Origin of the sequence: Rhodococcus sp. RS1C4 (assembly GCF_002258225.1) — a bacterium.
GTDB lineage: Bacteria > Actinomycetota > Actinomycetes > Mycobacteriales > Mycobacteriaceae > Rhodococcoides > Rhodococcoides fascians_E.
Window position 1 is genome coordinate 24169 of the sequence record NZ_NOXZ01000007.1, and the last position, 25376, is coordinate 49544.

Genomic DNA, 25376 nt, shown 5'->3' on the forward strand with positions numbered 1-25376 from the left:
TCGTCACCGATAGCCGAGTCGCGAGGTGCACGCGGGCCAGGCGCCCCAGCCCTGGGACTTCTGCGTGACGGACGCGATGGCGATCTGTTCCTCGCGGGTGGCCAGGTCCGCGCGGGGGGCGTACTTCAGTCCGCCCTGACGTTCCCAGGTGTTCTGATCGAACTGCACGCCGCCGAAGAAGCCGTTGCCGGTGTTGATGGCCCAGTTGCCGGTTGCCTCGCACTGCGCGAGCGCATCCCAGATCGCACCGTTCTCGACGGGCGGGACCTCGGTTCCCGGCTTCGCTCCGACACGCACGACCTTGGGCTGTGCGGGAACCTGGATGTCCTCGTCGACCTTCTCGCGGCCCACTTCCTGGCCGTTGACGGTGTTGATCTCCCAGGTGATGTCGGAGACGCCCGGCGAACCCGGGTTCTCGACGACGGTCCTGGACATGTTCATCGTCGGGTCCTCGATGCGCTGCTCCGGAGGCTCGACGTCGGTGGTCTCGGTCTTGGTCTCGGTACGGTCACGGGTGACGACGATCTCGGTGCCGTCCTCGACCTTCTCGTCCGGCGCGGGGGTCACGGTGTCGGCCTGCTCGAGCGGCTTGCCCGCTTCCTCCAGGAACTCACGCACGGTGGGCGCAGCCAGGGTCAGCGGTGCGGCAGGTGCGGCGCCGTCGACCAGGGACACTGCCTTGGGCAACGCCACGTCCAGTTCGGTGCCCTCCAGCGGAAGACGTTCGCCGCGCGACGCGGACACGTGCACATCCTCGGCCAGATCCATCTGCTGCAACGCCTCGTCGACGGTCAGCGCGGTCGTCCAGATCTGCTGAGGCTGGCCGTCCACCGTCACACTCAGCTCTCGAGCGCGACGGAGGACGACCGTCTCACCATCCGACAATTCCGAGTCACCCGAGGGTGCTACCAGGTCCTTGTCGCCTGTTTCGTAGCCTGCGGCCTGCAGAGCACCGTTGACGTCTCCCGTCATGGTGCTGAGCGTGATCATTTCGCCATCGACGTCGATCGTCACCGTTTTGTGACGTGCGACCGCGGTGGCGCCCCCGACGATCAGAGTGGCCAGCAGCGCAGCGACCACCAGGTACAACATCGTGGACCTGGAGGAGTTCAGGCGAGCAATACTGGACACAAGCAATTCCTGAGTTCTTCGGGCAGAGCCCGTCGGCTGGATCACGGTACGGTAACGAATTGATGGAGCTACCGCAACTCTGCTCACCCGGTCCGGAGCGAACGTGACGTTCGGTCACCCGGGGCCGCTGCCGCACACGTTTCAGTCACTCGCACAGGTTGCAACACGAGCGGATGACTGGAAGGTGAGCGAAAGTAGGCGTCAGGAGAGGCCGTACACCCGCTCGGCGTTGGCGGTGACGTGCGACGCGAGCTCGACCGGATCGGCACCGCGGATGTCCGCCAATGCGCGCACTGTGTACGGAAGGCAGTACGACTCGTTCGGTGCACCGCGGAAGGGATGCGGCGTCAGGAACGGCGCGTCGGTCTCGACGAGCAGTTGGCCGTCCGGAATCAGCACGGCCGCTTCGCGCAGTGCATGGGCGTTCTTGAAGCTGACCGTGCCGGAGAGGCTGAGCACGTAGCCGGCGTCGATGCACGCTCGCGCGGTCTCCGGACCCGAGGAGAAGCAATGGAAGATCACCGTCTCCGGCGCGCCCTCGTCCGTCAACACCGACAGCAGGTCGTCGTCGGCCTCGCGGTTGTGGATCATCAACGGCTTACCGAGCCGCTTTGCCAGGTCGATGTGCCAGCGGAAACCGTCCTGCTGCTCGGGGACGGTCGCGCACCCGTCGAGCTTGCCCGGCCAGTAGTAGTCGAGCCCCGTCTCGCCAACGGCCACGACCCGAGGATCCGACGCCAGCCGCTCGATCTCCGCCTTGACGTCGTCGTCGAGAACGTTGGCCCGCGTCGGGTGGATCGCGACGGCCGCCCAGACCCGAGAGTCCCAGTTCGCGGCGTCGACGGCGAAGCGCGCGGCCTCGAGGTCGTCGGCGACGGTCACGACTCTCCCGACGCCGACGGACTCGGCCCGATCCAGGATCTCGGCCACGCTCCCGGCGTCGGATGCGCCGCAGGCGTCGAGGTGTGTGTGCGCGTCGACGAGTGGCGACAGCGCTTCCGGCAAAGGTGGTGCAGGACGTTCTCTACTCACGCCGATAGAGTAGGCGCACCATGACTGCGCCAGCTGATGCCTCACGGCCCACCTTCTACGTCACGACCGCCATTGCGTACCCCAACGGTGTCCCGCACATCGGCCACGCATACGAGTACATCTCGACGGACGTGATCGCTCGATTCAAGCGACTCGACGGATACGACGTCATGTTCTTGACCGGCACGGACGAGCACGGCCTGAAGATGCAGCAGACGGCCACCAAAGAGGGCATCGACGTCCGCGACCTCGCGACGCGCAACTCCGACGTGTTCAAGAAGCTCGACGAGACACTCGGCATCTCCTACGACCGATTCATCCGCACGACGGACGCCGATCACCACGAGGCCAGCAAAGCGATCTGGTCGAAGATGGTCGAGCGCGGCGACATCTACCTGGACACGTACTCCGGTTGGTACTCGGTACGCGACGAGGCGTTCTACACCGAGGGCGAAACGACCGTCGCCGACGACGGGACCCGCGTGGCCACCGAGACGAACACGCCGGTGGAGTGGACCGAGGAGTCGACGTACTTCTTCAAGCTGTCGGCGTACCAGGACAAGTTGCTCGAGCTGTACGACAGCAGCCCCGACTTCATCGCGCCCAACACGCGGCGCAACGAAATCGTCAGCTTCGTCAAGGGTGGACTGAAGGACCTGTCCATCTCGCGCACCACGTTCGACTGGGGCGTGCAGGTCCCGAACGATCCCGAGCACGTCATGTACGTCTGGGTCGACGCCTTGACCAACTACCTCACCGGCGTCGGCTACCCGGACGCATCGTCGGAGAAGTTCGCCAAGTATTGGCCCGCTGACCTGCACATCATCGGCAAGGACATCACGCGCTTCCACACCGTGTACTGGCCGGCGTTCCTCATGTCCGCGGGCATCGAGCTGCCCAAGCGGGTGTTCGTGCACGGATTCCTGAACAACAAGGGCGAGAAGATGTCGAAGTCGGTCGGCAACGTCGTCGACCCGTTCGCGCTCGTCGACGAGTTCGGCCTGGACCCGCTGCGCTTCTTCCTGCTGCGCGAGGTCTCCTACGGCCAGGACGGTAGCTACAGCGCCGAGGCCATCGTCACCCGCATGAACGCAGACCTGTCCAACGAGCTCGGCAACCTCGCGCAGCGCTCGCTGACGATGGTGGCCAAGAACCTCGAAGGAACGGTCCCGACGCCGGGACCGTTCACGACCGACGACGAAGCTTTGCTGGCCCGCGCCGATGCACTGCTCGAGATCTGCCGACGCGAATTCGACGTCCAAGCGCTGCACACGGCACTGGAAGCGATCTGGTCGGTACTCGGCGAGACCAACCGCTACTTCTCCCAGCAGGAACCGTGGGTGCTGCGCAAGACCGACCCGGACCGTATGGCCACCGTGCTGTACGTGACGCTCGAAGTCCTGCGCATCGTCGGCATTCTGGTGCAGCCGGTGATGCCAGGATCGGCGGCTCGCATCCTCGAACTCCTCGGCGGCCCGGCGAACCAGTTCTCCGACATCGGCACCCGCATCGTGCCGGGTTCGCCTCTGCCCGCACCGTCACCGGTCTTCCCCAAATACGAGGTGAAGGACGTCTGAGGGTTCACCCCTCACGCAGACGCCGAGACCGCCTTCTCCAGTTCCTCCAGTGAGTTCTCCAGGTGTGTGAGCATGCGCTGCAGGTGTGGGACGCTGCGACGGCAGCCGATGAGGCCGAAGTTGAGCGAGTCGCCGTTGCTTGCGACGGTGATGTTCAATGCCATGCCGTCGCAGACGATGGACGCCGGGTAGATTCCGTCGAGTTTGGCGCCGTTCCAGTACAGTTCGTCCTTCGTTCCGGGGACGTTGGAGATGATGACGTTGAACGGCGGCGGGGTGTTGTTGACGAAGCCGGGTACCGGTCCGAAGAGCAGTGGCAGCATGGTGACGGCGCCGAAGGCGAGGGATTCGAGAGTGTTGAACTCCCGCATCATGTCCTTGCCCTTGACGGTGGAGTCGGTGATGGTGGCGAGCCGGTCCAGCGGATCCGGTTGGTGTGTACCGAGATTGCACAGGATGGTGGATACGGAGTTGCCCGGTCCGCTGTCCTCGCCCGGCTTGCGGAGCGAGACGGGAACCATTGCGATCAAGGGTGATTCAGGCAAGGCGTCCTGATCGATCAGATATCCCCGTAGGGCTCCCGAGCACATGGCGAGCAGAATGTCGTTCAGGGTAACGTCCAATGCCTTTGCGACCGCGTTCATTCGGCTGATCGACCAGCTTTCGGCCGCGAAGCGTCGCGCACCACCGATCGGCACGTTGAACATCGTTCGCGGCGCACGCAGCGGCAGTTGCGCACCTTCGTTGCGGACGGCGCGCACGCCCAATCGTGCTGCGGCAGGTACGAAGTCCGCGATGTCGCCGGCAAGCTTGCGACCGAGAGACAACCCCCCGGAGACCCTTTCCAGCGCTCCCGGCGCTTCCTTGCGCTTCTTCTCCCGGAACAGCGACGGATCCCACGTGGCGACGCCGGTGCGGTCGTCGGGGTCGGTGGTGAGGGTGTTCAACATCAGCTTGAGCGCGGACACACCGTCGACGAGCGAGTGGTGAACCTTGGTGTAGAGCGCGATCCGGCCGTCGGCGAGGCCCTCGATGATGTGCAGTTCCCACATCGGCCGGTACCGGTCGAGGGGTGCACTGTGGTGCAGCGAGAGAAATTGGAAGAGTTCTCTGATGCGACCAGGAGCAGGCAGTACCACGCGCCTCACGTGGTATTCGAAATCGATGTCGTCTTCCCTCGACCAGGTGAGGCTTCCCATGACGTTCACCGGTCGGCCGGGGCGTTTTCGAAACAGATCGTGAACGTCGCCCGTTGTGAATTGTTTGTGGATTTCTTCTGCAAATTCGTGGGGGTCACCAGGCGGAACGAACAACTGCAATCCGCCGACGTGCATAGGGTGTTCGCGAGACTCCGCGATCAAGAACATGGACTCGGTAACAGGCATGAGCGCCATCTGCGATCACCTTTCCGCCTAGTTTCGATCACGGTGTGACATCGAACACGACCGCATGTTTAGACAGACTAGGTCACGGGTTATTGTCCGTTACCAGGAGTTCCAAGAAGACGCGAAATGGAGGCGAGGACGATGACCACCGTGCTCACCGCTCTGCCCCAGCCGACGCCCGGAGGCGTCCCCACCAGGCTCGACATGCACGGTCGCAGCTTTCACTCGCGCGCTCTTTCGACGTATCTGCAGCTCACGGTTCGCCCCTTCCTCACGGTGTGGTCCAAGACGTCCGCTCTTCCGTGGCCGATGGGCCTCGTCGATTACGCGGGAATGCTGGTGCCGCCGCTCAAGGGAACCCGCCACAGCAAAGTCACGCTCGCCGAGTGCGAGGCGGAATGGATCCGCGCCGAGCGCGTTTCCAACGACCGCGTGGTGCTCTACCTGCACGGAGGCGCCTTCGTCTGTTGCGGGCTGAACAGCCACCGGCGTCTGACTTCACGTGTCTCGGCCAGCGCGGACGCTCCGGTTCTGTCGGTCGACTACCGGATGATGCCGCGCAACCCCATCGCACATGCGGTGGAGGACGGCGTCGACGGTTTCCGCTTCCTGTTGGAATCCGGGTACCGCGCCGACCAGATCGTCATCGCCGGCGACTCCGCAGGCGGGTACCTCGCCTTCATGGTCGCTCTGATGCTGCGCGATCTCGGACTGCCGACACCGGCTGGTATCGCGACCATGTCGCCGCTGACCGACATGGACCCCAGCGGCAAGCTCGAACACGCCAACGCATCGAAGTGCGCGGTCTTCCCTGCCGGGGCCGTACCCGCCCTGACGGTCCTCGCCGACCGAGTGGATGCCCGCATCGTCGTCGAAGGCGAACGGGGACCACGAGTTTCACCCGTCGACGCGGATCTCGTCGGCCTACCTCCGGTTCTGATCCAGGCGGGTTCCACCGAAATGGTGCTCGCCGACGCCGAACTGATGGCCGAGCGCCTCGCCGCAGCAGGCGTCGACTGCGAACTTCAGGTGTGGGACAACCAGGTACACGTGTTCCAGGCCGCCGACTTCGTGCCCGAAGCGCACCGCGCGGTACGCAAATTCGGCGCGTTCGTCAAAGTCCACAGCCCAATGTCGGCCACTGCCGACTCCGCCTGAGTTACCTTTCTTCTCATGGCAGTCACAGCAGATACAGAGGTCGACATCGCGGCCGAGCCGGCAGCGGTGTTGGACGTACTCATGGACGTCGAAGGGCTACCCGCGTGGTCGCCCGTCCACAAGAAGATCGAGATCATCGACCGATTCGACGACGGCAAGCCCCATCACGTGAAGATGTCGGTATCGATCCTCGGCATCAACGACGAGCAGACCGTCGAATACACCTGGGCGGACGACAAAGTCGTCTGGGACCTCGTCGAGGGTTCGCAGCAGAAGTCCCAGCACGGCGAGTACACCCTCACTCCGACCGACAAGGGAACACACGTGACGTTCTCACTGACGGTCGACCCGAAGATCCCGATCCCGGGTTTCCTCGTCAAGAAGGGCACCAAGACTATCCTCGCGGCCGCAACCGAAGGGCTACGTCAGCAAGTCGTCGGCTGAGCTTCTCGCAGCCAGGACCGCCTCGTAGAGATCCCGCTTGGACACGCCGCCGACTGCCAACTGGGCACAGGCATCCTTCAACCGCATGCCCGACGCCACCAGCTCCTCGACGTCGTCGATGAGGTCTTCCGGTTCCGACGCCACGGCGACGGCTCCGGCGAGGACGACGGTAATTTCTCCGCGTACTCCGTCGGCAGCCCAGTCGGCGAGTTCGCCGAGGGTGCCTCTCTTGACTTCCTCGTAGGTCTTGGTGAGCTCTCTGCAGACCGCGGCGCGGCGGTCGGGGCCGAGTACTGCGACGGCGTCGGCGAGGCAGTCGGAGAGGCGATGAGGGGCCTCGAAGAAGACGCAGGCGCGCGATTCGGTGGCGAGGGATTCGAAGAATCGGCGTCGGCCGCCTTGTTTGCGCGGCGGGAAGCCGTCGAAGCAGAAGCGTTCGACGGGCAATCCGGAGAGTGCGAGGGCGGTGGTGACTGCGGACGGGCCGGGTAGGCACGTCACCGGCAGGTCGGCGTCGACGCATGCGGCGACGAGGCGGTAGCCGGGGTCACTGACCGACGGCATTCCGGCGTCGGTGACGAGCAGGACCGATTTGCCGTCGCGGACAGCGTCGACCAGCCCGGGAAGCCGGGTCGTCTCCACCTGGTCGTAGAAGCTGACGATCTTGCCGGTGATGGCGACCCCGAGCCCCGACGCCAGCTGTTTCGTCCGGCGGGTGTCTTCGGCTGCGACGACGTCGGCCGTGGCCAAGGCGTCGCGGAGTCGCTGGGACGCGTCACCCAGATCGCCCATCGGTGTTGCGGCAAGGATCAGCATGGCGCCCATTCTTCTCCACCGGGCCTCGACCCCTACGATCGGTGTGTGGCCCTACGCGAGTCGACCGAGCGATACGTAGTCAGTCCGGGGCCGAGTACACCCGCTGCCGACTATTACCGCGACACCGATCGTCGGCGGGGGTGGATCGTCACTCTGGTGATCACGGCGCTCGCGGCCGTCACGCGGTTCGCGATGCTGCGCTACCCCACCGATGCCGGTACTCCGGTGTTCGACGAGAAGCATTACGCGCCGCAGGGCTGGCAGGTGTTCACCGGCGGCGGGATCGAGGACAACCCCGGGTACGGATTGGTGGTTCACCCTCCGGTCGGAAAGCAGCTGATCGCCGTCGGCGAGGCACTCTTCGGCTACAACGGGTGGGGCTGGCGGTTCTCCGCGGCGGTTGCGGGAACGCTGCTGGTGCTGATCGTGATTCGGATCGTGCGGCGTCTTGCCCGCTCGACGCTGGTCGGTGCGATCGCGGGCATTCTGCTGACCGTCGACGGCGTCACGTTCGTCTCGTCGCGCATCGGGATGTTGGACATCTTCCTGGCGTTCTTCGTGACGGCCGCGATGGGGTGTCTGGTCGTCGACCGAGACGACGTTCGACGACGCATGGCGAAGGTCCAGGCGGAGGGTCGCATCGCCGCCAGCGTGTACGGCCCACGAATGGGGGTGCGCTGGTGGAGGTTCGGCGCGGGAATCCTGCTGGGCTTGGCGTGCGGAACCAAGTGGTCCGGGATCTATTTCATCGTGTTCTTCGGTCTGTTGTCGGTCGCGTTCGATCTCGCGGCGCGGCGTGCGAGCGGGGTGCAGCGGCCGTGGATCGGCACGGCAGTACGCGACATCGGACCCGCGCTCTACGCGCTGGTGGTGATTCCGCTGATCGTGTACCTGTGCACCTACGCAGGGTGGTTCGCCAGCGAGACCAGCGTGAACCGACATGCCGTCGGCAACCAGATCGGCACGGACGGGCCGTTCTCGTTCGTGCCCGCTGCGCTGCGATCACTGTGGTACTACAGCGGCAACGTGCTCACGTTCCACTCGGGTCTGACGAACTCGGCGGGCAACGTCCACCCGTGGGAGTCGAAGCCGTGGACGTGGCCGATGGGTCTGCGGCCGATGCTGTACTACTTCGCCGAGGGCGACACCGTTCAGGGATGCTCGGCGAGCTCGTGCGTCAAGGCGATCATGCTCATCGGCACCCCGGCCATGTGGTGGCTCGCGGTTCCGATGCTGCTGTGGTGCCTGTGGATGATGCTGGTCCGTCGGGATTGGCGATTCGCCGTCGTGCTGACCGGCTACGGCGCAGCGTATCTGCCGTGGTTCGCCACGCTGGATCGGCAGATGTACTACTTCTACGCTGTCGCGCTCGCGCCGTTCATGGTCATGGGATTCGCACTGATCCTGGGGCAGATCATCGGCCGGGCGCGAGCGTCGGTGGAGCGACGTGGCACGGGGCTGATGCTCGTGTGCCTCTACGTGGCGCTCGTCGTGGCGAACTTCATCTGGTTGTGGCCGATCCTGACGGGAATGCCCATCACTCCGGATCTGTGGCAGCAGCAGCTCTGGTTGCCTTCCTGGCGTTAGACCCCTCCCCCGCACGTGAGTGGAAAGGTAGGCCCTGGCCGGCTGGAGCGGAGCCCGCGGAGCGACCCGGAGTCCGAGTTCTGCTCACAAGGGGGTCGTGGGAGAGGTCGCGGTAGAGCGAGATGCACAGCCCGATCATCACGAGCACGAACGGTGCGGCGGCGATGATGGTCATGGTCTGGAGCCCGTTCAGTGCGTCGGCGCCGCCGGTCCACAGCATCAGCGCGGCGATGCCGCCGGTGAGCACGCCCCAGAACACGACGACCCATCTGCTCGGTTCCTGACTACCGCGTTGGCTCAGTGTGCCCATCACCATCGATGCGGCGTCGGCTCCCGAGACGAAGAAGATGGCCACGAGCACCATGACCAGGACACTCGAAATCCCTGCGACGGGCAGGTTCTCGAGCATGCCGAACAATTGGGACTCGCTGCTGTCCCGGCCCGCGAGATCGATTCCGTTCTGTTGTTCGGCGATGCCCGCTCCACCGAAAATGGAGAACCAGACCAGGCTCACCGTGCTGGGCACGAGGATGACGCCGATGACGAACTCGCGGACGGTGCGGCCGCGGCTGATTCGTGCGAGGAACATGCCGACGAACGGCGTCCAGGACACCCACCATGCCCAGTAGAAGATGGTCCACGACGACAACCAGGTGGCGGTTTCGCCGCCGTCGCCTGCCGCTGCGGACCGAGCCGACATGTGCACGAGCTGGCTGGCGTAGTCACCGATGGTCGTCGGAATCAGATTGAGTATCAACACGGTCGGTCCGAGGACGAAGACGAAGACCGCGAGAACCAGCGCCAGCACCATGTTGATGTTGGACAACCACTGGATGCCTTTCGCGACGCCCGAGACTGCCGAGGCGACGAAGGCGAGCGTCAACAGTGCCACGATCGCGACGAGCAGCAGGGTGCCCGCCTCCCCCAGCCAGCCGAGAACCTGAAATCCCGAGCCGATCTGGAGTGCGCCGAGACCGAGCGACGCGGCGGTGCCGAACATGGTGGCGAAGATCGCGAGGATGTCGATGACCTTGCCGATGGGGCCCTCCGCACGGCGCCCCAGCAACGGGATGAACGCCGAACTGATCAGCTGCTTACGGCCGCGTCGATATGTTCCGTAGGCCACGGCGAGTCCGACCACCGCGTAGATGGACCACGGGTGCAGACTCCAGTGGAACATCGTCGTCGCCATCGCCGCCCCGACGGTGCCGTCCGATCCCGGGGGCGGAGAAACGAAGTGAGACAGGGGTTCTGCGACGCCGAAGAACATCAACCCGATCCCCATGCCGGCACTGAACATCATGGCGATCCAGCTGACGGTCTTGAATTCCGGCTTCTCGCCGTCTTTTCCGAGCGGAATCCTGCCGAACTTGCTGACTGCGAGGTAGATCGAGAACACGACGAACCCCGAGGCCGCGATGATGAACAGCCACCCGATGTTGGTCACCAACCAGCTCAAGATCGACGTCGTCGTGGATTCGAGCGAGTCGGCAGCGAGCAGGCCCCACACCAGAATCGCGGCGGTGATCGCTGCCGTCGTGCCGAACACCAGGTAATCCGTGCGCGGTGGGTGCGGTGTCGATCCGGAAACGACTGAACCCTGGGACCGCTCGGTATTCGTTGCCATAGGTGAAGTGAAGCACTATCACCGTGGTGGCGTGGCGAATTTCCGAGTAGGTGCCAGGGTTCCGGGTCGAGCGACGTGTCAGGCGCGCGCTTTCGCGAAGCTGGTTCGGCCGCCGGTGGCTGCGTCGAGGCTGAAGCGTCCGGCTCCGGTCGCGGCGATCAGCAGGGCGCCGACGCCGAGTGCCAGGACGAGCTCGTAGCCGCCCTCGGACACGAATACACCCAGGTCGTAGTGCACGAACAGGAATGCGCCGAGCATGTCGAGGAACAGCAGGATGCCGATGATCGGGGTGAAGATGCCCACCACCAGCGCGACACCGCCGATGAGTTCGACGAAGGTTGCGAAGTACGCGGAGGCTGCGGGCAGCGGGACGCCCATGCCTTCGAAACCGGCCTTGGTCGCGTCGAGTCCGTTGGTGTTGAGTTTCTGCCACCCGTGGGCGATGAACACGATGCCCAGTCCGATTCGGGCAACGAGGGTCGCAATGTCGCGGAAGATGGTCGAGTTCATGTCAGATCCTTCGGGCACGGCAATGGGAACCGGACTACCCTGACACAGTTATGTTGAAGCGTCAACTTAGTGCTGTGTCGACATGTCCCCGGATCTTCTCGTCGGACAATCCGAGGGCGCGCAACTCGGTGACGTACTTCCGCGCTGCGCGCGCCGCGTTGTCCTCCGTCGGATCCCCGCCCGACGCGATGAACGTCCCCAGACGCCCACGGGCGGAGATGACGCCCTGCGCCTCGAGTTCCTTGTACGCCTTCGCGACGGTGTGCGGCGCGATCGACAACTCCTCGGCCAGACCACGCACCGTCGGAATCTTGGTCTCCGCGACCAGTTCACCGCTCCGCACCAGATCGAGAATCCCCGACCTCACCTGCTCGAACAACGGGGTCCCGGACGCCGGGTCGACGTGGATGCGCATGCAGGACTTTCTATCACGCACTCACGCGGTCACACCGCGGAGACAGCGTCCTCCACGGTGACATCGCCCGACGTCAACATCAAGGTCTTGCCCGCGGTGGCCGGGGTGTCGATCAACGCTGCGATGACGGCCGCGACATCGGCGCGCGGCACCGTCCCGCGCTCCAGCGGCGGCGCGGTCAGCGTGACATGGCCCGACGGGTCGTCGTCCGTCAATCCCCCGGGGCGCAGAATCGTCCAGTCCAGCTTCTGCCTGGACTTCAGATCTTCCTCGGCCGCCGTCTTGGCCGCGATGTACGCCTTCCACGTGTCCTCGGCGTCGTCCGCAACCGGCTCACCCGATCCGAACGAGCTGATCTGTACGAACCGTGCAACACCGGCCTTCTCGGCAGCGTCGGCCAGCAGCACCGATGCCGCGCGGTCGACGGTGTCCTTGCGCTCGACGCCACCGGATGGCCCGGCTCCCGCCGCGAAGACCACGGCATCGGCGTCGTGCAACAGGGCAGCGACGTCCTCGACGGATGCGTTCTCGAGGTCCACCACCTCGGGGAGTGCGCCCAGCGCCGTCACAGCGTCGACGTGGTGCGGGTTTCGAATCAACGCCACCGCTCGGTCGCCCTGTGCCGTGAGAACCTGAATCAGGTGCTGCGCGATCTTGCCGTGTCCGCCTGCGATCACTACTCGTCGATCAGTCATTGCACTCGACTACCCGACCGGCTCGGACCACAAACAGTGGCACTATCTATGTCCATGACTTCGACTGCGACCATCTACCACAATCCCCGATGCAACACCTCGCGCACCGTGTTGAAAGCTATCCAGGAGGCGGGGATCGAGCCGACCGTCGTGAAATACCTCGAAACCCCGCCCACCAAGGACGGACTGCGCAAACTGCTCGACGACGCGGGCCTGACGGCCGCCCAGGCAATCCGTCGAAAGGAAGCGCTGTACAAGGAACTGGGGCTGAAGGACGCATCCGAGGACGGTCTGATCGCGGCAATGGTCGAACACCCGATCCTCATCGAACGCCCGATCGTCGTGACGGACAAGGGCACCGTGCTCGCGAGGCCGGCCGATAAGGTGCACGAGGTTCTGTAAGCGCAAGTAATGTCGAGGTATGCCGATGCCCGATTGGAAAGTGCGCGAGCTCAGCCCAGGCCAACTGTCCGAACGCAGCGGAGTTGCGGTGTCGGCCTTGCACTTCTACGAGAAGCAGGGCCTCATCACCAGCCGGCGCACGTCGGGGAACCAACGGCGCTACCACCGCGACACTCTGCGGCGCGTTGCGTTCATTCGCATCTCGCAGAAGGTCGGCATTCCGCTCTCACGCATTCGCGACGCGTTGGCCGACCTCCCGGAGGAGCGGACACCCACCAAACGCGACTGGGCCAAGCTCTCGGGCCACTGGCATGCCGACCTGGACCGTCGCATCGAGCAACTCGTCAGGCTTCGGGACGACCTGACGGGCTGCATCGGGTGCGGATGCCTGTCGCTCTCCAGTTGCGCGCTGGCCAATCCGGGCGACGAGTTGGCCGACAGCGGACCCGGCGCACGGCGACTGGACGTCGACCTATGACTTCTTCAGCAGTTTCCCGAACTGGTCGTTGGCCTTCTGAAGCACGAACTCGTAGGGCAGCGCGAACTTTCGAGCCCACCAGTATCCGAAGCGGATGTCGTTGGACGAGTAAACAAGATAGCGGTTCTTGACGATTCCCGTGATGATCGCGTCAGCCACCACGTCGGGTTCGACAGCTCGTTTCTCGAAGCGATGCTGCAGCTTCTGCACCCGCGGATCGTCGCGGTCGACGCCTGCGATCTCCACGGTGTTCACCAGGCCGGTCTTGACCCCACCCGGTACGACGAGGCTGACGCCGATGCCGTGCCGCTTGAGGTCGTAGCGCAGGACTTCCGACGCACCGCGGAGACCGTATTTGCTGGCGCTGTAGGCGGCGTGCCACGGCAATGGAATCAGGCCCGCCGCGGACGAGACGTTGACGAGGTGACCTCCGCGACCTGCCTTGACCATCGCGGGAAGAAAGTTCTCCATGACGTGGATCGGGCCCATGAGGTTGACGTCGATCATCGACTTCCAGTGCCGATGCTCGAGGTTCTCCACCGTTCCCCACGCCGAGATTCCCGCGACGTTCATGACGATGTCGAGGCTGTCGACGGACTCGTGCACCGTGGACGCGAACGACGTCACTGCCTCGTAATCCGAGACGTCGAAGGCCGCGTGCATCTCGACCGACGAGCCGACCGCCGCAACGGTCTCCTTCAATCCCACCTCGTTGATGTCGGTGAGATACAGCTTGGCGCCTGCCCTGGACGCCGCGATGGCCGTGGCACGCCCGATCCCGCTGCCCGCCCCCGTGACGAGCGTCCTCTTTCCTCGCAGATCCTTGATGGTCATCGTGTGTCTCGTCCCCCACGAACTCGAAGAATGTGTCCTTCGCACCCTACGCGCCTGTCCGGTTGTCGCTGGTGGTGTCGACGGAGGAGACTGGGCCGATGGCAATTGTGTCGAGGGGATTCGTCGGCAAGAACAGAGGCGACTCGTCCCGTATCCCGCCCGGCCAGTACCGAACCGACGATTTCCCGGTTCTGTCCGCCGGGCCGACACCTCGCGTTCGTACCGAGGGCTGGGAGTTCACGGTCGTCACCGAGCGCGGCGAGAAACATCGTTGGACGTGGAACGAGGTGCGCGCTCTGCCCGCCGAGAAGCCGACGGTGGACATCCACTGCGTCACCAAGTGGTCCAAGTTGGACACTCGGTGGCGCGGGGTGTCACTCGACACGGTGCTGGACGGAATCGAGACCACCGCAACCCACGTGATGGCCCATGGGCGCGACGGGTACACCACCAACCTCCCGCTCGGTGAACTGCGTAACGGAAAAGCTTGGCTCGTATACGAATACGACGGAAAGCCGTTGCACCCCGAGCACGGTGGGCCCGCCCGCCTGCTGGTTCCGGGCCTGTACTTCTGGAAATCGGCCAAGTGGATCGAGAAGCTGACCTTGCTCATGCGCGACGAGCCCGGATTCTGGGAACGCAACGGATATCACGACTACGGCGATCCGTGGCAGGAGCAGAGGTATCAGGGAGATTGAACTGGCTGGTTGCAACACTCGTCGCGAAGATCAGGGAAACCTCGACCGCCGAGACCCTCGTCTTCGACATTCCGGACTGGCCGGGCCACATGCCGGGGCAGCACGTCGACGTGCGCCTCACCGCGGAGGACGGTTACTCGGCGCAGCGTAGTTACTCGATAGCAACTCCTACGGACGGCACGACCGTCGCGCTCACCGTGCAGACCGTCGACGACGGCGAGGTGTCGCCGTATCTCACCGGAGTCCTCGAGGTCGGCGAGCAGGTCGAAATGCGCGGCCCGATCGGCGGATGGTTCGTCTGGAACGAATCCGACCCAGCCCCGGTGCTGCTCCTCGCAGGTGGCTCCGGCGTCGTTCCTCTGATGTCGATGCTCCGCGCGCGCAGGACGGCCGAACGCAAGACTCCCTTCCGCCTCATCTATTCGGTCCGGACACCCGCGGAGATCCTGTACGCCTCCGAACTTCGCGCGATGCCCGGCGGAATCGACGTCGCATACCGCTTCACCAGGGAAGCTCCCGAGGGCTACCGAGGCCGCGTCGGCCGACTCACGTCGGACGATCTCGTCGTCGACGGATGGCCCGCCGAGTTCGCGCCGTCGTGCTTCGTGTGTGGACCGACGGGATTCGTCGAAGCGGCAGCGGACCTCCTGGTGCAGGACGGCCACCTACCGCCGCGCATCAGAACCGAACGATTCGGTTAGAGGCGCTTCGACATTTCCTCACGGTAATCGGCAACGGTTGACTCGATGCGCGTTGCATCGTCCTCGTCTCCGCGGTGGCGGGCGTCGTCGGCCCTGCTCTGCAGCGTCTTGATTGCTTTGCGGAGCTCGGCGTCGGACATTCGATGCTCGGTCAATGCTGTGTGGTTCATGTCACACAGTGTCCGCCTGGTTCCGAGACTCCGCAAGCAGGTGTCAGACGTGGACGGACTCGTTCACCAACTCGGAAGCGGGAACGAAACTGGACAGGCTGCGAGCCGCGAATTCGCGGAAGTACCCGAGCTTGTTCGGCGGTACCAGGGACGGCAGAACGGTGTTCCACACCTTCTCCATCCGCGACGGAGCGGTTTCCAGCGTCGACTGAGCCTCGGACACCATCAACACGCCGGCCAGCATCTCGCACACGAGAAGCGCAGCGTTGGACGAATCCAGATGATCGGCCACGTCACCGTGCTCGATCGCCCGGTCGAAGAGGTGCTCGAAGATGTTGCCCCAGGTGCCGAACACGCTGCCGCGAGCCGTCTCCGAGCCGTCGATCTCCATCTGCAGGCGGTACATCACACGGACCAACGGATCCGACGCGGCAAGTTCGAGGACTGAGTAGGAGATACCGATGACCGACTCGAGGGCGGGCGATCGCGAATCAACGAGGCCTGCACAGGCGGTGGATACGCGCTCATGGCCCTCGTCGACGATGGCGCGCGCGAGCTCTTCCTTGGACGCGAAATGGAAATACAGAGCGCCTTTGGTCACTCCGGACTTCGCCGACACCTGACTCAGTGTGGCATTTGCGTGACCGACCTCGAGAAAGAGATCTGCGGCTGCACGCAATGCGGCTGCACGCGTGGCTTCTGCCCTCAGTTGCCTAACCATGAACTACTCACCCCTGCTCAGTTGCCTACTCATGACACCGACGCCGCCCTGCTGAGACCGCTCGAGGAATGCTCCGAACCCGTCTTCTCGAATTCGCCGACCCACCCGACAGTCCGGTTGCGCAGGACAATACTAACCTCACATGTATCACTATTGTGATCCACGAGTGACGAGTAAGTGACGCCTTGGACGAATCAGATAACTATCGAAATATAAAGTTCCACTTCGCCGGTTTTTGTAACGACTTCGATGTCTTCTTTGTACGCACGAAATAGCTCGCCATTTGCTGTTGCGTCTTCGACCTGGGCCCACACGTCCTCGACCGGGTCCTGAATTACCCCATCGGGGACGAATACCGCATACACCCCACTGGGTACGGACACGAAGACATCACCCACGGGAACGTCCGACGGAGAATCGAACGGTGTCGCGACCACGGCGTTGTAATCACCGGCCGCGTCCGGGACGTAGACGGTGCTGATGTCGACGGGCTCCAGGTGCTGATCGCGAATTCGTTCGCGCAGATATCGGAACAGTTCACTGGTGCTGGCCTCGGCGCCCGGAGTGATCCTGGGCGCCACGAGGCCGCCGAACAACTCCGCGCTACGTGCGGTCACTCGATGACTCACGCCCGAGCACCCGACAGCTCGATCGACAGATAGAGGTCGATCTTGTAGGCGTGCGGATAACACTCGTAATCGGCGGTGAACGTCCGCGTGATCTCGTGCTGCTCTTCCGCGTGCTCGATCTGCTGCCACAACCGGACCATCACGTCGGGGAAATGACCGACGGACGAGAATTTTGCGTACTTGGCGGCCGGAATACGCGCGACCAGATGCCCACGCGTGACCTCAGCGAGAGTCGAACACCGGTAACCGACGATCTGAGTGTTGTACGAACCGATGCCCGGAGCGAAATCCGTGTAGACGGAGGCAAGTGGGCCGCCGATGTCCTGCTTCAGAACGGAAGACCACGCCTGATCGAGAGCAGGGTCGTTCAACCGCCCCAGCGCACGCTTGGGGCTGCGGACCGGAAGACCGGCAACCCAGGTTTCTTCGAGGTCGACGATCTCGAAAGCCATACACCACTCCACTACCTCGGGGCCGCGGCGAACGAGCCCGCGACCGGGGTGACGCTTCCCCAGTAGACGTCGACCATCGATACTGATTGAAACATTTTCCGGCCAAAGCCTACCGGTTCGATCTCCCCGCCATCACGACGGACTCGGCCCATGGACCAGTAATTCATCACGATCGGATGGCGCCGCCGAGACCATCCGCTTGTGACACCTCTCAAAAACAGACTGCGATGGATTAATTTCTTCCGTAACCGTGGACGTACCCGAATTGAATCCTGTATCAATACTCCTTGTCGGTGAGAGTGCCGACGTTCGCGAACACCACCCCTTCAGTACAAGGAGCTCACCGCATGGATCTCGCAGCATTCATCTCCAGCCTTCTCTCCACCGGCAGCACCACGGGAAGCTCCGCATCGGACATCCCGATCATCGACCTGCTGGGCGCTGGTTCCTCCAACTGATCCCAGACGCACCGAACAAATGAGGCTCGGCCCGGACAACCGGGCCGAGCCTCATCTTGTATGTACGACCATCTCTGGTGGATCTGAATTTTCGGTGGAGCTGAATCTTTGGTGGAGCTGAGGGGAATCGAACCCCTGACCTTCTCGATGCGAACGAGACGCGCTACCAACTGCGCCACAGCCCCTTCTTGCGATCCTTGCGAACCGCTGAGCAACCATATCAAAGGCGCGTAGGCGTCATGCTCCCGAGGCGCGTCGGATGTCGTCGTCCATCGAACCTTGCTGTTGGAACGGCTCGTCGTAGTGGTCCAGGTGGTCGAATTCCGGGTCCTCGTCGTCGATTTCGAGGACGACGGCACCCGGTCGCTTCAGACGCTGCGGTACCAGTTTGAGCTCGTCGTCCGTACGAGACTCGACACCGAGCCTGGAGCGGCCCATGCGAGTCATGCGTCGGCGACGGATTTCCTGCTCGATCTGCACCTGACGGCGGAGGTAGTAGAGGTACCCGACCAACGACAGCACTGCCAGACCGCACGCCCACCACAGCATCGGCGTGAGGATCACGGCTAGCGCGCCGGTGGTGATGGCCGCGAAGACCAACCCGAGCACTGCGCGCTGACGGAACGAGTACCGAGCGGCGCGCGCGATGGCGTCGGCCTCGGGATCGAATCCGCCGCGCCCCCGGCGGTTGGGAACGTAGTCCCGCTCGTCGGCGACGTCCGTGTCGTCCATGTCGGGATCTGCGTGAGTGTCCATACGGTCCTCCGCCTGGGTGTTCGGGTGTTCGCGACCGGATGGGTCGGTGTGCTCGGTACGCCGCCCGAAGACGACGCTTGCCGGAGCGGATACGCGCTCGTCGTATTCGGGCCGCCAGTCCGGGTCGCTGGCGTGGCCGGTTGCCGGTCCGCGTGCCGTCCGCTTGGTGCCGCCGCGATGGAGTACGCGGGTGGCCAAGGCGACGTCGGATGTCTGCATTATCCGAGGACGCTTGCTCGTCATCATCGGGAGCAGAACGAACACCCAGATGGCGACCAGACCGATCCAGATGATCGAGTTGGGCATCGCGCGCGTTCTCCTTCCGAGGCAGATCCGGTTACATCGGTGACTGGATCAGGCTATGCGGAAGAGGTGCCCTTACCGCGGAGACGCGCCGACCCGAATTACACACACGTCACTTTAGTCACACGAGTCTCGAGCCGTCAGCGGAGATGCTCACGCCCAGGCAGCTCGGCCTGCCCGTACCAATCGATCCGCGACCGTCCCCTGTACCTCGGTGGATGTCATGGCCACCAGAACGTGGTCGCGCCACCGTCCGTCGACGTCGAGGTAGTTCTTCAGCAAGCCCTCTTCGCGGAACCCGACGTTGCGCAGCACGGCCTGGCTCGCGTGGTTCTCCGGCCGCACCGTCGCTTCGACTCGGTGCAGGCCGACGGGGCCGAAGCAATGGTCCAGGCCCAGCGCCAACGCCGCCGTAGCGACGCCGTGGCCGTTGACTTCCTTGGCGACCCAGTATCCGATCCACGCCGATCGGAGCGCCCCGCGGACGATGTTGCCGACGGTGAGCTGGCCGCAGAAATCGCCGTTCAGCTCGATCGCCATCGGCAGCATGTGGCCCTTGCGGGCCTCCGACTTCAGACCGGACACGAGGCCTGGCCAGGCGGAGATGTGGTGGCGCGCAACCCATGCGCCTTCACCTGTGGGCTCCCACGGCTCGAGGTGTGCACGGTCGGCAATCCTCGTCCGACTCCAGGATGCACCGTCACGCAGCCGCACCGGGCGGAGCGTGACCGTTCCGGCCGACACCGTCAGAGGACCCAACTTCGCCGGCCACCCAGGGTGGCTCGACCACGTGCGTGACATTTTTCGATATTAGGCGCCCTGCGTATGTGAGTGGAAATGCGTCCCCCAGGACGCATTTCCACTCACGAGCTCTATCCCCTCTGCGCCAGGAAGGACACGTCGACCTCTTCGCCGGTGCGGATTTCGGTGACGTCGGGGTCGATGACGACCAGACAGTTGGCCTCGGCGAGGGTCGCCAGAAGGTGAGACGAGGCTCCCGGCGCTCCCCCGAGTGCCTGGACGAGGTATTCACCGGTTTCTTCGTCGCGCATCAGCTGTCCGCGCAGGAATCCCTTGCGATCCTCGATGGACGTGATGGGGGCGACGGTGCGTGCGGTGACGGTGCGGCGCATCGGCTGCCTGCGTCCGAGCGCGATGCGAATGAGCGGCCGGACCATCACCTCGAAGACCACCAGCGCGCTGACGGGGTTCGCGGGCAGCAGGAAGGTCGGGACCTCGTCCCGTCCGAGCTGGCCGAAGCCCTGAACCGATCCGGGGTGCATGGCGACACGTTCGACTTCGAGATCGCCCAGGTCCGAGAGTGCTTCGCGTACCGAGTCCGATGCACCGCCACCGACCGCGCCGGCGATGACGACGATCTCCGAGCGGATCAGCTGACCTTCGACCACTTCTCGCAGTCGCTTCGGGTCGGTGCTGACGATGCCGACGCGGTTGACGTCGGCACCCGCGTCTCGGGCCGCGGCGGCCAGTGAATAAGAGTTGACGTCGTAGACCTGCCCCGGCCCCGGCGTCCGGTCGGTGTCGACGAGTTCGCCGCCCACCGAGATCACGGACAGCCTCGGGCGCGGATGGACCAGCACCTTGTCGCGTCCGACGGCGGCGAGCAGGCCGACCTGGGCAGCGCCGATGATGGTTCCGGAGCGGACGGCGACGTCGCCGGGTTGCACGTCGTCGCCGATCTTGCGGACGTAGTCACCCGAACGCACCGGGCGATACACCTTCACCCGTGCGTGCCCGCCGTCGGTGCGGTCGAGCGGTAGCACCGCGTCGGCGAGCGTCGGCAACGGCGCGCCGGTGTCGACGCGGACGGCCTGCCGTGGCTGCAATCGGATCGGTTGACGCGACCCTGCGCTCACCTCACCCACGACGGGCAGGGTGAGTTCGATCCGCTCGTCGTCCTCGTTGCGGAGGTCCGTGCCTGCCTGCGCGACGTCGACGCTGCGGACGGCGTAACCGTCGATGGCCGCCTGGTCGAAGCCGGGCAGGGGGCGCTCGGTGACGACTTCCTCCGCGCAGAGCAGGCCCTGCGCTTCCGAGATCGCGACCCGAACAGGCCGCGGTGCAACTGCCGCAGCAGTCACGCGGGTCTGCTGATCCTCAACCGAGCGCATCTGGCCCTTCCTCCGATTTTCACACTTCGCGGGCCTACTCGTACTTCGTGAGCTGCGGCGCCCAGTCGTCACTCAGACGCTCGGTCAGCCACTCACGCAACGCCGGACCGTAATCATCACGTTCGAGAGCAAAGTCAACCGCAGCGCGGAGATATCCTCCGGGATTTCCGAGGTCGTGTCGGGGTCCGCGGTGGACGACGACGTGGACCGGGTGTCCTTCTTCGATGAGGAGGGCGATGGCGTCGGTCAGCTGAAGTTCGCCGCCCGCACCGGGCTCGATGCGTCGGAGTGCGTCGAAGATCGCGCGGTCCAGCAGGTAGCGGCCCGCCGCAGCGAACAGCGACGGCGCGTCTTCTCGGTTGGGCTTCTCCACCATGCCGGTGACCTTGAGCACGTTCGGGTTGACGGCGTCGGGAACCTTCTCGACCTCGAAGACGCCGTACGCGGAAACGTTCTCTTCGGGAACCTCGAATGCGCACAGCACCGAGCCGCCGCGCTTGGCGCGGACGCGCGACATGACGTCGAGAACGCCACGAGGAAGCACCAGGTCGTCGGGAAGCAGCACTGCGACGGCGCTCTCGTCGTCGTCGAGCACTTCCTCGGCGCACGCGACAGCGTGGCCGAGTCCGAGCGGCTCCTGCTGCACGACCGACTGGACGTCGAGAAGCGCGGGTGCCACACGAACCTTTTCGAGCATCTTGAGCTTGCCGCTGGCTTCGAGCTTCGTCTCCAGGACGAGGTCCTCGACGAAGTGTGCGACGACGCCGTCCTTACCCGGCGATGTCACGATCACCAGACGCTGCGCGCCGGAGTCGGCAGCCTCGCCGGCGACCAGCTCGATTCCTGGCGTATCGACGACGGGCAGCAATTCCTTCGGGACCGTTTTGGTGGCAGGAAGGAATCGGGTTCCCATTCCTGCGGCGGGAACGATCGCCGTTCTGAAATGCCGTACCGGACCTGTCGACGCGTCTGTCATATTGCCTACCCTATCCATGCTCGCTACGGATTCGCTCCGCGTGTGATGGCTGTTTCCCGTTGGTGCTTAAGCTGAAAACTTATGACGAATGGTGAATTCCCGACGCCTGTGTCCAAGGACGCGTGGCGACGTCATGTCTTGAATTCTCGTCGCGCTCTCAGCGCCGAAGTTCACGCCGAGGAATCCAGGAAACTCTGTCATGCCGCGGCTGATTCGGCGCGGGGAGCGAGTGCCGTGGCTGCGTACGTGCCGGTCGGGAGTGAACCGGGCTCACTCGATCTGCTCGACGAACTTCTACATCGAACCCCCCAGGTTCTGGTCCCGGTCGCGAGGGAACCGGGGCCGTTGCACTGGGCAGAATACACAGGTCGGGGCAGCCTTCGGGCGGCTCCCTACGGATTGCTCGAACCGAGCGGTCCGGTGTTGAACCCGGAGTCCGTGACGCGGTGTTCGTTGGTGTTCGTGCCCGCTCTCGCCGTCGATTTCCGGGGCGTTCGGCTGGGCCGAGGTGCCGGTTTCTACGACAGGACGCTGGACTTCGTCGAACCAGGCGTTCCGATCGTCGCGATCGTGCGCGACGGGGAACTGGTGGATAAGTTGCCCGAGGAACCGCACGATCGTCGCTCGACGCACGCGCTGACACCGGACGGAGGCCTGGTGGAACTCACTGGGGAATAGTCGGCCGAATGGCTTCGTTGGCAGTCATGACTGTAGAGTGCCAATGCTCTCTCTTTCACCGATGGAGTGGACCAGCGCGGAGGATCATCGATGCCCACATATTCGTACGCCTGCACCGAATGCGACAACCGATTCGACATCGTGCAGTCCTTCAGTGACGACTCCCTGACGGTGTGCCCGGCCTGCTCGGGCAAGCTGCGCAAACTGTTCAACTCTGTCGGCATCGTGTTCAAGGGCAGCGGATTCTACCGAACCGACAGCCGGGGCGGATCCAGCTCGGTGAGCGAGAGCGCAGGCGAGTCCAAGAGCGACTCGTCGACCAAGACGGAGACCAAGACGTCGTCTACCAGCGATTCCTCGTCCTCCAACTCCAGCACGACCACGTCGAGCACGCCGTCGAAGGCTGCTGCCAGCTCCTAGTTTTTCCAGTTGTCCACAGGCTCCGGCTTCATCCACAGCCGGAGCCTGTTTTCGTCGGTGTAGGACTCCGCGGTCGCTAGCGTGACCGACATGCCGCCTTCCCGTGATCGCCGCCGGTCCTCCGGCCGGCACCCGTCGAAACTCTCTGCGTCCTCTCGTCTCGACGCCACCCTGCTCGATCGCCTGTCGGCTCGGCCGACCTGGATGCACGCTGTTCTGCTCCGCCGCATTGCGGCGGGCGTTCTCGCCGCCTGCGCTGTGGCTCTGTTCGCGCGCGACGCGGCGGCCGACGATCATGTCGTCGTGGTCGTCGCCGCGCGGGATCTGACGCCAGGAGTCCAGTTGACGGTCGACGACGTGGAACTTCGTGAGTACGCACCGTCGTCCGTGCCGGACGGTGCGATCACCGACGTCGACGACGCGTCGGCGCGTACTCTGGCCGGCCCAATCCGTGCCGGTGAGCCGCTGACCGATGTGCGCTTGCTGTCGTCGCGCCTGGCCGAGGCCATCACCGAGTCGGCGAACGCACGAGTGGTTCCGGTTCGTCTGGGCGATCCCGGCGTGACCGAACTATTGCGGTCCGGAGATGTCGTCGACGTTCTGACCGTCGGCGACAGTGACGACGACAGGTCGCCCCGAATTCTGGCGAGGGAGGCCGTCGTCGTTCTCGTATCGGCCGACACACCACAGCAGCGCGGCAGTGACCGTGTGGTGCTGATCGCCATGTCAGCGAACGATGCAACGACCGTTGCCGGAGCCTCGTTGACCAGCTCGCTCACGGTGACGTTGCGCTAGGGCCCGCTCAGCTGCTGGCGGCAAGCCCCGGGTCGGTCTTCGCGGGAGGCTTCACTTCTTCGTCGTGGATCGGGGCCTGCTGGGGCTCCAACTTGCCGACGAACGTGGCGTGGTCGGTGAACACGAGTGCGCCGATCGTGTCGGTGAAGACGACGCGGACCCCGTAGACGTCGGCGCCGTCGGCGGCCTCGTAGGTCTCGATGAAGACGTCACTGTGCAACGCGTCGTCGGCGCGCATGGGCCGATGCTCCACGACGCGCTGGTCCGAGAGGTGGAGCACGTAGGAGTCGAAGTCGGCGAAGACGTTTCGCATGACATTGAGGGCTGCGGACGTTCCGAGGTTCCGGTACGCCTCGTCCCGGTGGGCGTAATCCCCCACGTCGGCACGCGTCGGGAACAGCCAGAGCAGCGCAGACTGATCATCCAGCGCGATACTCGGATCGTGGAACCGCGACAGCCGGTGCCGCTTGCCGATCTGAGCGTCGATCCAGTCACGTGACGGTGCAGCATCCCCTGCTCTGTGACGACCCATAACCGGGATCCTATCGTGCGAGGTCGCCTTGCACTAACTCTGTTAAAAATCACAAGTACTTTGCTTACTGACGGGTAAAACACCTCTGGCGGTGACGCGAAATGCGTCACCGCCAGAAGCGGAAAATGCGACGAATCAGCCGATGCTGAAGGGCTGTCCCCACAGCGTCACGGTGGACGTCACTGCGTCGTTGTCGATGGTGACGTTGACGTAGGACCGCGCCTCAGCGAATCCTGCGCAGCCCGAGACACTGAGGGTCTCGTCGACGTACGTGTAACCGCCGCCGTTGCCGGAGAAGTCGAAGCTGTTGGACGTGTCCGTGGCAACGGTGACGCCGTCGATCTTGGCGCTTGTCTCGTCAGCGACCAGTTTGATGTCGTTGAGCTGACCGGGAGCCAGGTCCAGGTTGACGCCTGCGCCGATGTCGTACGTGTTCGGCTGCGTGCGGTTGATCTCGAGTGAACTCAGGGGTTTACCCGGCTCGAGCTTGATCGTGTTGCCCTGGCCGAAGGATCCTTCGACGCCGCCGCTGATGCCGGCCGCGAAGTCCACCTGGCATCCGACGAGGAAGCCCGGTTCGATGGAACCGCCACCGGGGTTGGAGGTTTCGACGGTGTAGTTGCCGGTGACCCACACGTTGCGCTGGGTCGGGGTAGCACCCATGGACGGCGATATCAGGCCGCTCTGGCCGAATCCCTTGATGGTCACGACGGTTCCGTCGATGAGCGTCTTCGAGATCTCGTTGTCCGAGAGCGGCACGAAGGTGTCTGCGTTGGCTGCGCCGGCCGACCAGAAGCCGAGTGCGACGGCTCCTGCTGCGCCCAGCGCCGCGATGCGTGCGGCTGCGCTCTTGTTGTTCTTCAC

Annotated in this window: 30 protein-coding genes and 1 tRNA gene; 11 read left to right on the forward strand and 20 right to left on the reverse strand. The window is 64.3% G+C overall.

Annotated features, from left to right (window positions below; translation table 11 throughout):
- Nucleotides 1-3: 3 nt before the first annotated feature.
- Nucleotides 4-1131, reverse strand: a complete 1128-nt coding sequence (locus CH289_RS01615) for a resuscitation-promoting factor (RefSeq protein ID WP_037143933.1) — start codon at nucleotides 1129-1131, stop codon at nucleotides 4-6.
- Nucleotides 1132-1332: 201 nt separating this feature from the next.
- A complete protein-coding gene (locus tag CH289_RS01620) occupies nucleotides 1333-2163 on the reverse strand; it encodes a TatD family hydrolase (RefSeq protein ID WP_037161478.1) in 831 nt (276 codons plus the stop codon).
- A 20-nt stretch (nucleotides 2164-2183) separates the two neighbouring features.
- Between CH289_RS01620 and metG the strand changes: the two genes are divergently transcribed.
- Nucleotides 2184-3740, forward strand: a complete 1557-nt coding sequence (gene metG / locus CH289_RS01625) for a methionine--tRNA ligase (protein WP_094727092.1) — start codon at nucleotides 2184-2186, stop codon at nucleotides 3738-3740.
- Between the two features lie 11 nt (nucleotides 3741-3751).
- Here metG and CH289_RS01630 read toward each other — a convergent pair whose 3' ends face one another.
- Nucleotides 3752-5134, reverse strand: a complete 1383-nt coding sequence (locus tag CH289_RS01630) for a WS/DGAT/MGAT family O-acyltransferase (RefSeq protein WP_094727094.1) — start codon at nucleotides 5132-5134, stop codon at nucleotides 3752-3754.
- A 117-nt stretch (nucleotides 5135-5251) separates the two neighbouring features.
- On the opposite strand from CH289_RS01630, the gene CH289_RS01635 reads away from it, so the two are divergent.
- The gene (locus CH289_RS01635) at nucleotides 5252-6283 is read left to right on the forward strand and encodes an alpha/beta hydrolase (protein WP_094727096.1); all 1032 of its coding nucleotides are present in this window, start codon (nucleotides 5252-5254) and stop codon (nucleotides 6281-6283) included.
- 15 nt (nucleotides 6284-6298) lie between these two features.
- On the forward strand, nucleotides 6299-6727 hold the full coding sequence (locus CH289_RS01640) for an SRPBCC family protein (RefSeq protein WP_020111398.1): 429 nt from the start codon (nucleotides 6299-6301) through the stop codon (nucleotides 6725-6727).
- Here the strand turns inward: CH289_RS01640 and rsmI are convergent.
- The gene (gene rsmI, locus CH289_RS01645; RefSeq protein WP_033190765.1) at nucleotides 6704-7552 is read right to left on the reverse strand and encodes a 16S rRNA (cytidine(1402)-2'-O)-methyltransferase; all 849 of its coding nucleotides are present in this window, start codon (nucleotides 7550-7552) and stop codon (nucleotides 6704-6706) included. The two genes, CH289_RS01640 and rsmI, sit on opposite strands and share 24 nt — an antisense overlap.
- A 36-nt stretch (nucleotides 7553-7588) precedes the next feature.
- Between rsmI and CH289_RS01650 the strand changes: the two genes are divergently transcribed.
- Entirely contained in the window at nucleotides 7589-9130 is a 1542-nt protein-coding gene (locus tag CH289_RS01650; RefSeq protein WP_020111400.1) for a dolichyl-phosphate-mannose--protein mannosyltransferase, read from the forward strand.
- Here the strand turns inward: CH289_RS01650 and CH289_RS01655 are convergent.
- The 4 genes from CH289_RS01655 to CH289_RS01670 all read right to left on the reverse strand — a co-directional run bounded on the left by CH289_RS01655 (nucleotide 9081) and on the right by CH289_RS01670 (nucleotide 12377).
- The gene (locus CH289_RS01655) at nucleotides 9081-10757 is read right to left on the reverse strand and encodes a BCCT family transporter (RefSeq protein ID WP_256976923.1); all 1677 of its coding nucleotides are present in this window, start codon (nucleotides 10755-10757) and stop codon (nucleotides 9081-9083) included. The two genes, CH289_RS01650 and CH289_RS01655, sit on opposite strands and share 50 nt — an antisense overlap.
- Before the next feature lie 78 nt (nucleotides 10758-10835).
- A complete protein-coding gene (locus CH289_RS01660) occupies nucleotides 10836-11267 on the reverse strand; it encodes a DoxX family protein (protein WP_019664528.1) in 432 nt (143 codons plus the stop codon).
- 61 nt (nucleotides 11268-11328) lie between these two features.
- The gene (locus CH289_RS01665; RefSeq protein ID WP_019664527.1) at nucleotides 11329-11682 is read right to left on the reverse strand and encodes a GntR family transcriptional regulator; all 354 of its coding nucleotides are present in this window, start codon (nucleotides 11680-11682) and stop codon (nucleotides 11329-11331) included.
- Nucleotides 11683-11711: 29 nt separating this feature from the next.
- Nucleotides 11712-12377, reverse strand: a complete 666-nt coding sequence (locus CH289_RS01670; protein ID WP_179276704.1) for an NAD(P)-binding oxidoreductase — start codon at nucleotides 12375-12377, stop codon at nucleotides 11712-11714.
- A gap of 54 nt (nucleotides 12378-12431) precedes the next feature.
- Between CH289_RS01670 and arsC the strand changes: the two genes are divergently transcribed.
- On the forward strand, nucleotides 12432-12779 hold the full coding sequence (gene arsC, locus CH289_RS01675) for an arsenate reductase (glutaredoxin) (protein WP_027498741.1): 348 nt from the start codon (nucleotides 12432-12434) through the stop codon (nucleotides 12777-12779).
- Nucleotides 12780-12798: 19 nt separating this feature from the next.
- Nucleotides 12799-13257 (forward strand): redox-sensitive transcriptional activator SoxR, encoded by a 459-nt coding sequence (soxR, locus tag CH289_RS01680; protein WP_020111406.1) that lies wholly within the window; start codon nucleotides 12799-12801, stop codon nucleotides 13255-13257.
- Here soxR and CH289_RS01685 read toward each other — a convergent pair.
- Nucleotides 13252-14091, reverse strand: coding sequence for an SDR family oxidoreductase (locus CH289_RS01685; RefSeq protein ID WP_094727102.1), 840 nt, complete (start codon nucleotides 14089-14091; stop codon nucleotides 13252-13254). The two genes, soxR and CH289_RS01685, sit on opposite strands and share 6 nt — an antisense overlap.
- Nucleotides 14092-14189: 98 nt before the next feature.
- Between CH289_RS01685 and CH289_RS01690 the strand changes: the two genes are divergently transcribed.
- Together CH289_RS01690 and CH289_RS01695 are read left to right on the forward strand one after the other, a co-directional pair.
- Nucleotides 14190-14789, forward strand: coding sequence for a sulfite oxidase-like oxidoreductase (locus CH289_RS01690; RefSeq protein ID WP_037144685.1), 600 nt, complete (start codon nucleotides 14190-14192; stop codon nucleotides 14787-14789).
- The gene (locus tag CH289_RS01695; protein ID WP_094727105.1) at nucleotides 14786-15490 is read left to right on the forward strand and encodes a ferredoxin reductase; all 705 of its coding nucleotides are present in this window, start codon (nucleotides 14786-14788) and stop codon (nucleotides 15488-15490) included. Before CH289_RS01690 ends, CH289_RS01695 begins: the two co-directional genes overlap by 4 nt.
- Here CH289_RS01695 and CH289_RS28140 read toward each other — a convergent pair.
- The 9 genes from CH289_RS28140 to CH289_RS01735 form a co-directional block, all read right to left on the reverse strand.
- Nucleotides 15487-15660: a hypothetical protein gene (locus tag CH289_RS28140; RefSeq protein ID WP_020111410.1), complete on the reverse strand. Its 174-nt coding sequence runs from the start codon at nucleotides 15658-15660 to the stop codon at nucleotides 15487-15489. The genes CH289_RS01695 and CH289_RS28140 overlap by 4 nt on opposite strands.
- 43 nt (nucleotides 15661-15703) lie before the next feature.
- Nucleotides 15704-16381, reverse strand: coding sequence for a ScbR family autoregulator-binding transcription factor (locus tag CH289_RS01700; RefSeq protein ID WP_026347686.1), 678 nt, complete (start codon nucleotides 16379-16381; stop codon nucleotides 15704-15706).
- Between the two features lie 194 nt (nucleotides 16382-16575).
- A complete protein-coding gene (locus CH289_RS01705; RefSeq protein ID WP_231383814.1) occupies nucleotides 16576-16962 on the reverse strand; it encodes an effector binding domain-containing protein in 387 nt (128 codons plus the stop codon).
- 44 nt (nucleotides 16963-17006) lie between these two features.
- Nucleotides 17007-17462: a GyrI-like domain-containing protein gene (locus tag CH289_RS01710; RefSeq protein WP_019664517.1), complete on the reverse strand. Its 456-nt coding sequence runs from the start codon at nucleotides 17460-17462 to the stop codon at nucleotides 17007-17009.
- A gap of 567 nt (nucleotides 17463-18029) precedes the next feature.
- Nucleotides 18030-18105 (reverse strand) — tRNA-Ala (locus CH289_RS01715).
- 52 nt (nucleotides 18106-18157) lie between these two features.
- Nucleotides 18158-18982: a divisome protein SepX/GlpR gene (sepX, locus tag CH289_RS01720; RefSeq protein WP_019664515.1), complete on the reverse strand. Its 825-nt coding sequence runs from the start codon at nucleotides 18980-18982 to the stop codon at nucleotides 18158-18160.
- A 150-nt stretch (nucleotides 18983-19132) separates the two neighbouring features.
- Nucleotides 19133-19780: a GNAT family N-acetyltransferase gene (locus CH289_RS01725; protein WP_019664514.1), complete on the reverse strand. Its 648-nt coding sequence runs from the start codon at nucleotides 19778-19780 to the stop codon at nucleotides 19133-19135.
- Nucleotides 19781-19851: 71 nt separating this feature from the next.
- Complete coding sequence (glp, locus tag CH289_RS01730; protein WP_020111413.1) at nucleotides 19852-21111, reverse strand: molybdotransferase-like divisome protein Glp; 1260 nt, start codon at nucleotides 21109-21111, stop codon at nucleotides 19852-19854.
- 34 nt (nucleotides 21112-21145) lie between these two features.
- Nucleotides 21146-22087 carry a UTP--glucose-1-phosphate uridylyltransferase gene (locus CH289_RS01735; protein WP_019664512.1) on the reverse strand — a complete coding sequence of 314 codons (942 nt, stop codon included), beginning with the start codon at nucleotides 22085-22087 and terminating at the stop codon, nucleotides 21146-21148.
- Nucleotides 22088-22168: 81 nt separating this feature from the next.
- On the opposite strand from CH289_RS01735, the gene CH289_RS01740 reads away from it, so the two are divergent.
- The 3 genes from CH289_RS01740 (at nucleotide 22169) to CH289_RS01750 (ending at nucleotide 23980) form a co-directional block, all read left to right on the forward strand.
- Nucleotides 22169-22765, forward strand: coding sequence for a 5-formyltetrahydrofolate cyclo-ligase (locus CH289_RS01740; RefSeq protein WP_179276705.1), 597 nt, complete (start codon nucleotides 22169-22171; stop codon nucleotides 22763-22765).
- 90 nt (nucleotides 22766-22855) lie between these two features.
- On the forward strand, nucleotides 22856-23185 hold the full coding sequence (locus tag CH289_RS01745; RefSeq protein WP_027498745.1) for an FmdB family zinc ribbon protein: 330 nt from the start codon (nucleotides 22856-22858) through the stop codon (nucleotides 23183-23185).
- A gap of 81 nt (nucleotides 23186-23266) precedes the next feature.
- The gene (locus CH289_RS01750) at nucleotides 23267-23980 is read left to right on the forward strand and encodes an SAF domain-containing protein (protein ID WP_020111417.1); all 714 of its coding nucleotides are present in this window, start codon (nucleotides 23267-23269) and stop codon (nucleotides 23978-23980) included.
- Between the two features lie 7 nt (nucleotides 23981-23987).
- On the opposite strand, the gene CH289_RS01755 is transcribed toward CH289_RS01750, so the two are convergent.
- Entirely contained in the window at nucleotides 23988-24512 is a 525-nt protein-coding gene (locus CH289_RS01755; protein WP_020111418.1) for a hotdog family protein, read from the reverse strand.
- A 135-nt stretch (nucleotides 24513-24647) separates the two neighbouring features.
- Entirely contained in the window at nucleotides 24648-25376 is a 729-nt protein-coding gene (locus CH289_RS01760) for an MspA family porin (protein ID WP_094727107.1), read from the reverse strand.

Bases quoted from the DNA above. Each gene is read 5' to 3' on its own strand.
- CH289_RS01660 (WP_019664528.1), bottom strand. From the start codon at position 11,267: ATGAACTCGACCATCTTCCGCGACATTGCGACCCTCGTTGCCCGAATC.
- metG (WP_094727092.1), top strand. From the start codon at position 2,184: ATGACTGCGCCAGCTGATGCCTCACGGCCCACCTTCTACGTCACGACC.
- rsmI (WP_033190765.1), bottom strand. From the start codon at position 7,552: ATGGGCGCCATGCTGATCCTTGCCGCAACACCGATGGGCGATCTGGGT.
- glp (WP_020111413.1), bottom strand. From the start codon at position 21,111: ATGCGCTCGGTTGAGGATCAGCAGACCCGCGTGACTGCTGCGGCAGTT.
- CH289_RS01740 (WP_179276705.1), top strand. From the start codon at position 22,169: ATGACGAATGGTGAATTCCCGACGCCTGTGTCCAAGGACGCGTGGCGA.
- soxR (WP_020111406.1), top strand. From the start codon at position 12,799: ATGCCGATGCCCGATTGGAAAGTGCGCGAGCTCAGCCCAGGCCAACTG.
- CH289_RS01735 (WP_019664512.1), bottom strand. From the start codon at position 22,087: ATGACAGACGCGTCGACAGGTCCGGTACGGCATTTCAGAACGGCGATC.
- CH289_RS01690 (WP_037144685.1), top strand. From the start codon at position 14,190: ATGGCAATTGTGTCGAGGGGATTCGTCGGCAAGAACAGAGGCGACTCG.
- CH289_RS01755 (WP_020111418.1), bottom strand. From the start codon at position 24,512: ATGGGTCGTCACAGAGCAGGGGATGCTGCACCGTCACGTGACTGGATC.
- sepX (WP_019664515.1), bottom strand. From the start codon at position 18,982: ATGCCCAACTCGATCATCTGGATCGGTCTGGTCGCCATCTGGGTGTTC.
- CH289_RS01710 (WP_019664517.1), bottom strand. From the start codon at position 17,462: ATGGCTTTCGAGATCGTCGACCTCGAAGAAACCTGGGTTGCCGGTCTT.
- CH289_RS01635 (WP_094727096.1), top strand. From the start codon at position 5,252: ATGGAGGCGAGGACGATGACCACCGTGCTCACCGCTCTGCCCCAGCCG.
- CH289_RS01745 (WP_027498745.1), top strand. From the start codon at position 22,856: ATGCCCACATATTCGTACGCCTGCACCGAATGCGACAACCGATTCGAC.
- CH289_RS28140 (WP_020111410.1), bottom strand. From the start codon at position 15,660: ATGAACCACACAGCATTGACCGAGCATCGAATGTCCGACGCCGAGCTC.
- CH289_RS01685 (WP_094727102.1), bottom strand. From the start codon at position 14,091: ATGACCATCAAGGATCTGCGAGGAAAGAGGACGCTCGTCACGGGGGCG.
- CH289_RS01670 (WP_179276704.1), bottom strand. From the start codon at position 12,377: ATGACTGATCGACGAGTAGTGATCGCAGGCGGACACGGCAAGATCGCG.
- CH289_RS01665 (WP_019664527.1), bottom strand. From the start codon at position 11,682: ATGCGCATCCACGTCGACCCGGCGTCCGGGACCCCGTTGTTCGAGCAG.
- CH289_RS01700 (WP_026347686.1), bottom strand. From the start codon at position 16,381: ATGGTTAGGCAACTGAGGGCAGAAGCCACGCGTGCAGCCGCATTGCGT.
- CH289_RS01655 (WP_256976923.1), bottom strand. From the start codon at position 10,757: ATGGCAACGAATACCGAGCGGTCCCAGGGTTCAGTCGTTTCCGGATCG.
- CH289_RS01630 (WP_094727094.1), bottom strand. From the start codon at position 5,134: ATGGCGCTCATGCCTGTTACCGAGTCCATGTTCTTGATCGCGGAGTCT.
- CH289_RS01640 (WP_020111398.1), top strand. From the start codon at position 6,299: ATGGCAGTCACAGCAGATACAGAGGTCGACATCGCGGCCGAGCCGGCA.
- arsC (WP_027498741.1), top strand. From the start codon at position 12,432: ATGACTTCGACTGCGACCATCTACCACAATCCCCGATGCAACACCTCG.
- CH289_RS01725 (WP_019664514.1), bottom strand. From the start codon at position 19,780: ATGTCACGCACGTGGTCGAGCCACCCTGGGTGGCCGGCGAAGTTGGGT.